8 protein-coding genes are annotated in these 11,141 nt (G+C 60.9%); 3 read left to right on the top strand and 5 right to left on the bottom strand.

What is annotated here, in order from left to right; translation table 11 throughout:
• Positions 1 to 147: 147 nt before the first annotated feature.
• Positions 148 to 1,401 carry a serine hydroxymethyltransferase gene (gene glyA, locus NUV89_RS23120; RefSeq protein WP_065910203.1) on the bottom strand — a complete coding sequence of 418 codons (1,254 nt, stop codon included), beginning with the start codon at positions 1,399 to 1,401 and terminating at the stop codon, positions 148 to 150.
• 240 nt (positions 1,402 to 1,641) lie between these two features.
• Positions 1,642 to 5,493 carry an EAL domain-containing protein gene (locus NUV89_RS23115; protein WP_308220200.1) on the bottom strand — a complete coding sequence of 1,284 codons (3,852 nt, stop codon included), beginning with the start codon at positions 5,491 to 5,493 and terminating at the stop codon, positions 1,642 to 1,644.
• A gap of 285 nt (positions 5,494 to 5,778) precedes the next feature.
• Here NUV89_RS23115 and ettA point away from each other — a divergent pair, with 285 nt between their 5' ends.
• From ettA to gdhA, 3 genes are all read left to right on the top strand, one after another.
• The gene (gene ettA, locus NUV89_RS23110) at positions 5,779 to 7,443 is read left to right on the top strand and encodes an energy-dependent translational throttle protein EttA (RefSeq protein ID WP_257783142.1); all 1,665 of its coding nucleotides are present in this window, start codon (positions 5,779 to 5,781) and stop codon (positions 7,441 to 7,443) included.
• A 180-nt stretch (positions 7,444 to 7,623) separates the two neighbouring features.
• A complete protein-coding gene (locus NUV89_RS23105; RefSeq protein WP_017737426.1) occupies positions 7,624 to 8,181 on the top strand; it encodes a hypothetical protein in 558 nt (185 codons plus the stop codon).
• Positions 8,182 to 8,405: 224 nt separating this feature from the next.
• Positions 8,406 to 9,743 carry an NADP-specific glutamate dehydrogenase gene (gdhA, locus tag NUV89_RS23100; RefSeq protein ID WP_257783141.1) on the top strand — a complete coding sequence of 446 codons (1,338 nt, stop codon included), beginning with the start codon at positions 8,406 to 8,408 and terminating at the stop codon, positions 9,741 to 9,743.
• Here gdhA and NUV89_RS23095 read toward each other — a convergent pair.
• From NUV89_RS23095 to NUV89_RS23085, 3 genes are all read right to left on the bottom strand, one after another.
• Positions 9,740 to 10,228 carry a GreA/GreB family elongation factor gene (locus tag NUV89_RS23095; RefSeq protein ID WP_257783140.1) on the bottom strand — a complete coding sequence of 163 codons (489 nt, stop codon included), beginning with the start codon at positions 10,226 to 10,228 and terminating at the stop codon, positions 9,740 to 9,742. The genes gdhA and NUV89_RS23095 overlap by 4 nt on opposite strands.
• Positions 10,229 to 10,298: 70 nt before the next feature.
• A complete protein-coding gene (locus NUV89_RS23090; RefSeq protein WP_257783139.1) occupies positions 10,299 to 10,655 on the bottom strand; it encodes a hypothetical protein in 357 nt (118 codons plus the stop codon).
• 94 nt (positions 10,656 to 10,749) lie between these two features.
• Positions 10,750 to 11,043 (bottom strand): chorismate mutase, encoded by a 294-nt coding sequence (locus NUV89_RS23085; RefSeq protein WP_257783138.1) that lies wholly within the window; start codon positions 11,041 to 11,043, stop codon positions 10,750 to 10,752.
• Positions 11,044 to 11,141 lie beyond the last annotated feature (98 nt).

Below are 11,141 nucleotides of genomic sequence, written 5' to 3'. Positions count from 1 at the left end.
TTTGGGCGCTATCATAGCGCCCGATTGAAGTGTCCAAAATCATTAGGCCAGTTCAAGCCAGCTCCCACAGGTGACCGTATTTCAAGTTGGGATCGGGTATAAAAAAGCCCGGCTCAAGAGCCGGGCTTTTCATTCAAGCAACTGCAATCAAGCGCCGTACACCGGCAGCTTCTTGCAGATGGCCTTGACCTTCTCACGGACCGCGTCGATCACGGCTTCGTTGTTCAGGTCGGCCAGGATGTCGCAGATCCAGCCAGCCAGTTCCTTGCACTCTGCTTCCTTGAAGCCACGAGTGGTCACAGCCGGGGTGCCGAAGCGCAGGCCGGAGGTGACGAACGGCGAACGTGGGTCGTTCGGCACGGAGTTTTTGTTCACGGTGATGAAGGCTTTGCCCAAAGCGGCGTCAGCATCTTTACCGGAAATGTCCTGCTTAATCAGAGACAGCAGGAACAGGTGGTTTTCAGTACCGCCGGACACCACGTCAAAACCGCGCTCGATGAACACGCTAGCCATGGTCTGGGCGTTCTTCACCACTTGTTGCTGGTAGGTCTTGAACTCAGGCTGCAGCGCTTCCTTGAAGCAGATCGCCTTGGCAGCGATCACGTGCTCCAGCGGGCCACCCTGGGCGCCTGGGAATACGGCGGAGTTCAGCTTCTTCTCGATGTCGGCGTTGGCGCGCGCCAGGATCAGGCCGCCACGTGGACCGCGCAGGGTCTTGTGGGTAGTGGTGGTCACTACGTCAGCGTAAGGCACCGGGTTCGGGTAGACGCCAGCGGCGACCAGACCGGCCACGTGGGCCATGTCGACGAACAGGTAGGCGCCAACCTTGTCAGCGATTTCGCGGAAACGTGGGAAGTCCAGGATCTGCGAGTAGGCAGAGAAACCGGCCACGATCATTTTCGGCTTGTGTTCGACCGCCAGGCGCTCGACTTCGTCGTAGTCGATCAGGCCGTTGGCATCGATACCGTATTGAACGGCGTTGTACAGCTTGCCGGAGGAAGAAACGCTGGCGCCGTGGGTCAGGTGACCGCCGTGGGCCAGGCTCATGCCCAGGATGGTGTCGCCGCCTTGCAGCAGGGCCAGGTACACGGCGCTGTTGGCTTGGGAGCCGGCGTGTGGCTGGACGTTGGCGTAATCGGCGCCGAACAGTTCCTTGGCACGGTCGATGGCCAACTGCTCAACCACGTCGACGTACTCGCAACCGCCGTAGTAGCGCTTGCCTGGGTAGCCTTCGGCGTACTTGTTGGTCAGAACCGAACCCTGAGCCTCCATGACCGCTGGGCTGGTGTAGTTTTCCGAAGCGATCAGCTCAATGTGCTCTTCCTGGCGCACGGCTTCTTGCTCCATGGCGGCAAAGAGATCGGCGTCGTACTTGGCAATAGTCAAATCACGGCTGAACATGGCGGTCCTCAAGGATCGGGGGCAGAAAAGGAGGGCATTCTAACCCAATGGGTTTTAGATGGCATATGAAAGGACATCATGTCGCGGACAAGTGGGGCTCATCTGGGGATAAGTGGCAGCTGTGATGGCCTCTTCGCGAGCAAGCCCGCTCCCACACTTGACCGAGTTCCATCTTTGAAATGCGGTCGAATGTGGGAGCGGGCTTCCCCGCGAAGAGGCCAGCAGCCTCACCACAAAGTCTCAATCAAACATGAACAGCGCATCATTGCTGAATTGCGCCTCAAACCGACTCGCCGGCATCGGCCGCCCGAACAGGTAGCCCTGCACCTCATCGCAACCATGCTCACGCAGGAAGTCCAGCTGCTCATGGGTTTCCACGCCTTCGGCGATCACCGCCAGGTTCAGGCTGTGGGCCATGGCGATAATGGCGCGGGCAATCTGTGCGTCCTGCTCGCCAGACGGCAGGCCATCGACAAAGGTGCGGTCGATCTTCAGCACGTCGATGGGGAATTGCTTGAGGTAGTTGAGTGACGAATAGCCGGTGCCGAAGTCATCCACGGCAATGCTCAAACCCAGGTTTTTCAGGCTGTCGAGGATGTGCATGGCTTCGTTGACTTCGCGCATCAGGATACTTTCGGTCAGCTCCAGCTCCAGGCACGCCGGCGGCAGGCCGGTGTCTTCCAGGATACTGGCGATGCGCTCGCCCAGTTGGCCGTCGGAGAACTGCCGCGCCGAGATGTTCACCGAGACTTTCGGCACGCGCACCTTGTTCTGGTGCCAGGTCTTGAGCTGGCGGCAGGCTTCGCTGATGACCCAGTCGCCCACGTCCACCACCAGGCCCAGTTCTTCCAGCACCGGGATAAAGTCCCCCGGCGGCACCAGCCCGCGACGCGGGTGACGCCAGCGCAGCAAGGCTTCGGCGCCGGTCAAACGTTTGCCATCGCCGCTGAACTGCGGCTGGTAATAGAGCACGAATTCGTTCTGGTCCAGGGCGTGGCGCAGGTCGCTTTCCAGCTCCAGGCGTTCCAGGGCGCTGGCGTTCATGTCGGCCTGGTAGAACTGGAAGTTGTTCTTGCCGCGTTCCTTGGCGTGATACATCGCGGTGTCGGCGTTTTTCATCAGCTGGCTCAGCTCATTGCCGTCCTGCGGGCTGAGGGCGATGCCGATACTGGCGGTCACAAAAAACTCGCGGCCTTCCAGCACAAACGGCTTCACCAGGCTGGCGAGGATCTGCTCGGCCACGTGGATCGCACGGTTCAGCGCCATTTCGCGGCTGATGCGCGGTTGCAGCAGCAAGGTGAACTCGTCGCCGCCCATGCGCGCCACGGTGTCGTCTTCGGCGACGCAACCGAGCAGGCGCGTGGCCATTTCCTTGAGCATGCGGTCGCCGGCGGCGTGGCCCAGGGAGTCGTTGATCGGCTTGAAGCGGTCGAGGTCGAGGAACATCAGCACCACCCACGACTTCTGCCGCTCGGCCGACTGCAACGCGGTGTGCAGGCGGTCCTGGAACAGCGTGCGGTTGGGCAGGTGGGTCAGGGCGTCGTAATAGGCCAGGCGGTGGATGCGCTGCTCGCTGGCCTTGCGCTCGCTGATATCGCTGAAGAAGCACACGTAGCTGGCCAGGTCGCCTTCGTCGTCGAACACCGCGGTAATGCCGACCCACGCCGGGTAATGCTCGCCGTTGCGGCGCTTGAGCCACACTTCGCCTTCCCAGGTGCTGTGCTGGTGCAACTGCTTGAGCACGTAGCGCAGATGGGCTTCCTGTTGCTCGTCGACGGTGAGCATGTTCGGCAACTGGTCGAGCACATCGGCGACGCTGTAGCCACTGACGCGGCTGAACGCGTCGTTGGCCTGCACGATGTAGCCGGCGGGGTCGGTAATCAGGATCGCCGAGGTGGAGTGTTCGAATACCGTGGCCGCCATGCGCAGGTCTTTCTCGGCGCGGCGTTGCTGGCTGATATCGCGGCCGACGCCGAGGATGCCTTCGAAGGTGCCGTGTTCATCCCACACCAGCACCAGGCGCAGCTCGATCGGCACCTTACGGCCGTCGGCGCGCAGGCAGTCAAACAGGAACAGCTGGGTTTGCGCTGCGTCGCGCAGCTTGGCCAGCGCCTCGGTGTCACCAAGGGCGCGGCTGACCTGCTCCACCAGGCTATAGATGCCGGTCAGTTGCTGCGGGTTGGCGATGATCGACTGCCAGCCGTTCTTGAACACCCAGTCCACGTCATAGCCCAGCACGGCGTTGACCGAGGGGCTGATGTAGTTGAGGGCCAGTTGGCTGTCGGTGGAGCAGATCACGTCGCTGATGCTTTCGGCGAGCATGCGGTAGCGCTGCTCGCTGTCGCGCAGGGATTCGCTGGCTTCGATCTGGTCGGTGATGTCCTTGGCCACGCCGATGATGCGCGTGACTTGCGCCGCCTTGTCCCGGGCCAGGGCCTGCTCGCGGATATCGAAGCGGCGCCATTGGTTGTTGCGGTGGCGGAAGCGCAGCTGGCATTGCAGTTGCGTCGAATAGCCGGCCTGGCGCTGCTGCTGGCGCAGGTCGTGGTAGTGCTCGGCGTCTTCGGGGTGGAGCAGGATTTCCCAGAAGTACTCGCCCATTTGCTGCAGTTCGGCCTTGTTATAGCCGAGGGTGTGGCCCAGGTGGTGGTTGCTGAAAATCATGCGCTGGCTGATTACGTCCTGCACATACAGGTGGTCGGGCACGGTGCGCACCACGTCCGACCAGAAGCTCTCGCGTTCCACCAGCGACAGCTCGATCAGCTTGCGGCTGGTGATGTCGCTGATGCTCAGGATCACCGCCTTGAAGTCGTCCTGCTGCTCCGGCAGGCGCATCACCAGCCACAGGTACTGTTCGTTGCCGGCGACGTCGTTGAGCTGGATTTCCAGCTCCAGTTGCTTCTGCTCGGTCAGGACCGCTTCGAGCACCTGGTAGCCAATGGCCGTGGCGTTGCGCGGGCAATCATCGATCAGGCGTTCCCAGGCCTCTTCGCACGAGCCGACGTTGAGCAGGCGCACCGCGACCTGGTTAACCTCGGTGATGCGCAGTTCCCGCAGCAGTTGCTGGCGCTGCTCACGGTTGCCTTGCAGCCAGTCGTGCAACTGCTCGCGGGTTTGCAGGCGGGCCTTGTCGAAAAACGCGTTGAGCCCCGACAGATCGAGCACGCACAGGGCCACGCCGGTGCCTTCGAAAATGTCCTGGTAGCGCCGCCGACCCTCGTGCACCTGGCGCTGGCGACGGCGCATGTTGACCAGCACGAGCACCGGGATCAGCGAGAACGCCAGGCCCAGCAGGCACTTGCCGATGAACGCCGGCAGCAGTTCTTCCAGCACGGCGGTGCGATCGAACAGCCCGCGCAATTGCCAGTCGCTTTTGCTCAGGGGGGTGACCAGTACGCTTTTGTTCAGTTCGTCCGGGGTCAGGGCCGTGGCCCATTGGGCTGGCATGCCGCTGTCACGGCTGACCACGCGGTGGTTCAGGCGGTTCTCGATGGCCCACATCGGCCGCTGGCCCTGGCCGTCCTGGCGGGTCAGGCTGACGAGATAGCTGGGGGCCAGGCGCAGCGCCCAATAGACCCGTGAGCCGCCGCTGGGCTGGTGCAGCAACAGGTAGATGATCGTGCCGTCGCTGCTGTTGCTCAGGTAATAAGGCTGGGAATGGCTGCGCTGCACCAGCTCTTCAAGCCAAGCGGCGTCCTGGCTGTCGCTGGCGCTGTCGCTGATGAGGGCGCCGCTGGGGGCGAGCAGGGCGATGCTGCGCAGCTCCGGCAGGGAACGTTGCAAGGTGTGCATCAGCGCTTGTTGCTGTTCGTTGTTGCGCGGCGGCTCGACCATCGGCAGCAGGTTCAGGGCGATTTTTGCGCTCAGGGCCATGTTCAGACTGATCTGTTCAGCCAGGTCGGCGCTGTAATCGATGGTGTATTGCTGCTGGTTTTTCTGGTTTTGCTGCAACTGGTCCAGCAACTGCCAGAACAATAAGGCGAGCAACATGAGGACAAGCGTCGCCAATGCGCCTTTCAAGGTGCCGTGCAGGGGTGCTCCCGGCGCTATGTGAGCGGCGCGCAGAGGAGTGGGCGGCGTGACTTTGGACAAGCTGTGATCCTGCGGGTTGGCTGGACTGGCGTGCGACACGCACTATAAGCCGGACGCCGAAGGGCGGCTAGCATGCCTTGAGTTGTGGCAAAGTGCCAGCCCTGCTTGGCTGGACTGACCAAGCGCATTCAGGTAGCTTTGCCGGTTACGCGAGGGCGTTCCAGCCCCAGACATTCAGGCTTTTTTCCGCACGCAGGCATTGATTATCGTCAACGGCCCGCGCGGCGCATGGCCTGACACGGGCTTCGCCCGCTTAATTCATCAGTCACTGACGCTAGGTTCACCATGGCTCAATACGTCTTCACCATGCATCGGCTGGGAAAAGTTGTTCCGCCGAAGCGGGAAATCCTGAAAAACATTTCGCTGTCCTTCTTCCCTGGCGCCAAGATCGGCGTGCTCGGCCTCAACGGTTCGGGTAAGTCCACGCTGCTGAAAATCATGGCCGGCGTCGACACCGAGTTCGAAGGCGAAGCCCGCCCGATGCCCGAGCTGAACATCGGCTACCTGCCGCAAGAGCCGATCCTGGACCCGACCAAGACCGTGCGCGAAGTGGTTGAAGAAGCCGTCGCCGTTATCAAGAACGCCCAGGCGCGCCTGGATGAGGTCTACGCGGCTTACGCTGACGAAGACGCCGACTTCGACAAACTGGCCGCTGAACAGGCCAAGCTCGAAGCCATCCTGCAGGCGGGCGATGGCCACAACCTGGAGCGCCAGCTGGAAGTCGCCGCCGACGCACTGCGCCTGCCGGCGTGGGACTCCAAGGTCGAATTCCTGTCCGGTGGCGAGAAGCGTCGTGTGGCCCTGTGCCGCCTGTTGCTGTCGGCCCCCGACATGCTGCTGCTCGACGAACCGACCAACCACTTGGACGCCGATTCCGTCGCCTGGCTGGAACATTTCCTCCACGACTTCCCGGGCACCGTGGTTGCGATCACGCACGACCGTTACTTCCTGGACAACGTTGCCGGCTGGATCCTCGAGCTCGACCGTGGCGCCGGTATCCCTTACGAGGGCAACTACTCCGGTTGGCTGGAAGCCAAGTCCGACCGTCTGGCCGCCGAATCCAAGCAGCAATCGGCCCACGAAAAAGCCATGAAGGAAGAACTGGAGTGGGTGCGCAAAGGCGCCAAGGCCCGCCAGTCGAAATCCAAGGCACGTCTGCAACGCTTTGAAGAAATGCAGTCGCAGGAATTCCAGAAGCGTTCGGAAACCAACGAGATCTACATCCCGGCCGGTCCGCGCCTGGGTGACAAGGTCATCGAGTTCAAGAACGTGTCCAAGGGCTATGGCGACCGCGTGTTGATCGACAACCTGTCCTTCTCCATGCCAAAAGGCGCGATCGTCGGCGTTATTGGTGGTAACGGTGCGGGTAAATCCACACTGTTCCGCATGCTCATGGGCAAGGAAACCCCGGACTCCGGCAGCATCGAGATCGGCGAAACCGTGCAACTGGCCTGTGTCGACCAGAGCCGCGAAGACCTCGACGGCAGCAAGACGGTGTTCCAGCAGATTTCCGACGGTTCCGACCAGATCCGCATCGGCAACTATGAAATCCCGTCGCGTACCTACGTCGGTCGTTTCAACTTCAAGGGCGGCGACCAGCAGAAGTTCGTCAAGGACCTGTCCGGTGGTGAGCGCGGTCGCTTGCACCTGGCCCTGACCCTGAAAGAGGGCGGCAACGTCCTGCTGCTCGACGAACCGTCCAACGACCTCGACGTTGAAACCCTGCGTTCCCTGGAAGAAGCCCTGCTGGACTTCCCGGGCGCCGCCATTGTGATCTCTCACGATCGGTGGTTCCTCGACCGCGTCGCGACCCACATCCTGGCGTACGAAGACGACTCGCAAGCGGTGTTCTTCGAAGGTAACTACACCGAGTACGAAGCGGACCGTAAAAAGCGCTTGGGCGATGCTGCTGCGCAGCCGCACCGCGTGCGTCACAAAAAACTGGCCTGATTCGGGTTGGTGGTTTGAAAAAGCGGAGCCTTCGGGCTCCGTTTTTTTTCGCGTGCGGTTTGGCGTTTCGAGGGGCGAGCCGTGTCGGCTTTTCCGACGGGCTCCAGCGAGCTCGATACCTGTGACGCGCCAGCCCCAATCTCTAGCATGAGCGGCTATTACTTATGGAGGAGCAGGGGTATGCGTTACTTGACAGTGGTCGGCCAGGATCGAAGCGGAAACGACAAAATCGACACCGTGAACCTCTATTTTTACCAGAAGCAGGGTTCGGCCCCTGACCAGTTGATCCATCATGCCCTGGCGGTCGATCTGACCGGTGATGCAAAAGTCGATGTCCAGTGTGCTGGCGACATCGACTTCGATGGCAATCCGAGCGTGCAGGATAGGTTCATGCTCAAGCAGTTCGCTGACGACTTCCTCAAGCTCAAATGGCTTAATCAGCACGCCCTGATGCGGCGGATCCTGACCCTTTCGGTCGAGCACTTCGGTAGCGACGGCAAACCGAGTAGCGTGCGGCTGGAGTTCACCGAGCAACTGGGACTCAACGGGCGAACCGTCACCACCTATAAAGCCGCGGCCTATGACAGCGACGGCGACCATGTGCTGGACACATTCTCTGATATCGACGTGGATAAAAATGGCATTGCCGACGAAGTCGACAGATCCCTCATCGACGAGTTGAGTCGTGGTTTTCTCAAGTTCAATTGGTATCAGGCGCCTGCCGCGTGTGGCCATTGAGGCGGTGAGTCCGGGCGCGGCTTGAGCTGGCGTCGATACGGGTGCAAAGACGGGGTCTGCGATCCCCGTTTGGGTGCATGAAAGCCCTGGATTTCCGGTTTATTTATATCAAATGCACCATTTAAATTCACAAAGGCGACATTTTGCCCTGTCGCAGTGCGACATGAATTGATAAAGTCCGGCCCAATCTCATTTAAAAACAATCAATTTGCCGAGACTTTTCCATGATCGAATCCGTCGAATCCTTCCTTGCCCGCCTGAAGAAACGCGACCCGGACCAGCCAGAATTCCACCAGGCTGTAGAAGAAGTCCTACGCAGCCTGTGGCCGTTTCTAGAGTCCAATCCGCATTACCTGACCTCGGGTATCCTGGAGCGTATCTGCGAGCCGGAACGGGCGATTACCTTCCGGGTATCGTGGGTGGACGATCATGGCAAGGTCCAGGTCAATCGCGGTTTCCGCATCCAGATGAACAGCGCCATCGGCCCGTACAAAGGCGGCCTGCGCTTCCACCCGTCGGTGAACCTGGGCGTGCTGAAATTCCTCGCCTTCGAACAGACCTTCAAGAACTCCCTGACCTCACTGCCCATGGGCGGCGGCAAAGGCGGCTCGGACTTCGACCCCAAGGGCAAGAGCGACGCCGAAGTCATGCGCTTCTGCCAGTCCTTCATGAGTGAGCTGTACCGCCATATCGGCGCCGACGTGGACGTGCCGGCCGGCGATATTGGCGTGGGCGCCCGCGAGATCGGCTTCCTGTTTGGCCAGTACAAGCGCCTGAGCAACCAGTTCACCTCCGTGCTGACCGGCAAGGGCATGACCTACGGCGGCAGCCTGATCCGCCCGGAAGCCACGGGTTTCGGTTGCGTCTACTTCGCCGAAGAAATGCTCAAGCGCGACGGCCTGCGGGTTGAAGGCAAGCGCGTGGCGGTATCCGGCTCCGGCAACGTGGCGCAATATGCGGCGCGCAAGGTCATGGACCTGGGCGGCAAAGTGATTTCCCTGTCCGACTCGGAAGGCACCCTGTACGCCGAAAGCGGTTTGACCGAAGAACAGTGGTCGGCCCTGCTGGAGCTGAAAAACGTCCAGCGCGGTCGCATCAGCGAACTGGCCGAGCGTTTCGGCCTGGAATTCCGCAAGGGCCAGACCCCGTGGGAGCTGGCCTGCGACATCGCGCTGCCCTGCGCGACCCAGAACGAACTCGACGCCGACGCCGCTCGCACCTTGCTGCGCAACGGCTGCCTCTGCGTGGCCGAAGGCGCCAACATGCCGACCACCCTGGCGGCTGTGGATATCTTTATCGAAGCGGGCATCCTGTTCGCCCCGGGCAAGGCGTCCAACGCCGGTGGCGTGGCCGTGAGCGGCCTGGAAATGTCGCAGAACGCCATGCGCCTGCTGTGGACTGCCGGTGAAGTGGACAGCAAGCTGCATAACATCATGCAGTCGATCCACCACGCGTGCGTGCACTACGGCGAAGAAAACGGCCGGATCAACTACGTGAAGGGCGCGAACATCGCCGGCTTCGTGAAAGTGGCCGATGCGATGCTGGCTCAAGGCATCGTCTAAACCTCAGGGTCGATGCGCAACACGTCGATCAACTGATCGCCGACGGGGCGCTTCCACAGCACCTCGTCACCCACCTGGGCCCCGAGCAATGCGCGGCCCAGGGGCGACCCCCAGTTTATCAGGCCCGCCGCAGCGTCAGCCTGGTCCTCACCGACCAACTGAATACGCTGCTGCGCCTCCTGCTCATTGGCGAAAGTCACCCAGCTGCCGATCTGCACCTTCTCGCTGGAGGTGGCCAGCGGTACGACCAGGGCGCTCAGCACCCGCAGGTTGAAGTAGCGCAAGTCTCGCTCCAGATCGGCCTGGCGTTGTTTATCGCCTTTGGCTGATTCGAGGCTGTAGGCGTGCTGCAATTGCGCAACCTTGGCTTGCAACTGCGCTAACCCTTGCGCAGTGACACGGTTGGGCTGATCGCTGACTTGACGCTCCACCGGCTTATCAGCCTGGGCGGCGGCGTTGTCCTCATTCACAAAAGCTCGGCTCATGACACTCTCCCTCAATGGAGTTTCGGCCATAATTGCCGCGCTTTAGTTTCAATGGATGTCTGAAAGCGACCTATTGCGAACGATAGGCCCTGGCGGCATCGCGGTCTTTCTCGTGCTGCCAGGCGCGCTCACGGTCGTCCCAGTGCTTGTCCTTGTAGTCGCGCAGCTCTTCGTTTTCACGCATGGCCTTGCACTGGCGAAAGCCGTCTTCCCAACCTTCGGCGTACTCGCGGTCTTGCAGATAACGCGGAACGTTCTTGCGAAACTCCCCGGTAATCACCCCAGCGGCCTGACGACCGCTGCTGCAACCGTCGTCAAAGCCATCGGCGAAGGCCGGTGGATAACCTTTGGCCAATAAGTCCTGATGGGTTGATTGGCAACCCGCCAGCCACATCACCGAACACAGCAATACCGCATACCGCCACATGACGAACTCCCTGGCCGGTTACCGGCTGATGGGAGAAGTCTAGATAGAGGATTGTCGGGGTGGTGTGAAAGGGAAGTGAGAAGGGTGTTGGGTGTTATGTCGATAGCGCCGCGTGCTCAGCCAATTCCTGCTGGATAAACGCCGCGATCATGGCGCGATAGACCTGTTCGGTGACGTCCGGGTTGGCGCCCACGGTATTGGACAAGGTGCGCACTTTGGCGATGACCTGTTCAACCCGCTGCGGGGCCTTGACGCTGTCGGTGTCTTTTTTGAAGCGCGCTGCCTGGGAGACGTATTGGCCGCGTTCGGCGAGCAAGGTGACGATTTGCTGGTCCAGGCGGTCGATGTTGCTGCGGACTTCGTCGAGGGTGGTGCAGGTAACGGCCATGTTGTTGATTCTCCCTGATAAATATCTGAATAAACGCGGACCCAATGTGGGAGCGGGCTTGAACTGGTCAAGTAATCTTGGACACCGATTAAGGTTCA

The sequence above is a fragment of the Pseudomonas sp. 18.1.10 genome (genome assembly GCF_024655625.1).
Lineage (GTDB): Bacteria > Pseudomonadota > Gammaproteobacteria > Pseudomonadales > Pseudomonadaceae > Aquipseudomonas.
Note: the sequence above shows the minus strand (reverse complement) of the source record. Positions and strands in the feature narration are given on the sequence as shown.

Bases quoted from the DNA above. Each gene is read 5' to 3' on its own strand.
- ettA (WP_257783142.1), top strand. From the start codon at position 5,779: ATGGCTCAATACGTCTTCACCATGCATCGGCTGGGAAAAGTTGTTCCG.
- NUV89_RS23105 (WP_017737426.1), top strand. From the start codon at position 7,624: ATGCGTTACTTGACAGTGGTCGGCCAGGATCGAAGCGGAAACGACAAA.
- glyA (WP_065910203.1), bottom strand. From the start codon at position 1,401: ATGTTCAGCCGTGATTTGACTATTGCCAAGTACGACGCCGATCTCTTT.
- NUV89_RS23090 (WP_257783139.1), bottom strand. From the start codon at position 10,655: ATGTGGCGGTATGCGGTATTGCTGTGTTCGGTGATGTGGCTGGCGGGT.
- NUV89_RS23085 (WP_257783138.1), bottom strand. From the start codon at position 11,043: ATGGCCGTTACCTGCACCACCCTCGACGAAGTCCGCAGCAACATCGAC.
- NUV89_RS23095 (WP_257783140.1), bottom strand. From the start codon at position 10,228: ATGAGCCGAGCTTTTGTGAATGAGGACAACGCCGCCGCCCAGGCTGAT.
- gdhA (WP_257783141.1), top strand. From the start codon at position 8,406: ATGATCGAATCCGTCGAATCCTTCCTTGCCCGCCTGAAGAAACGCGAC.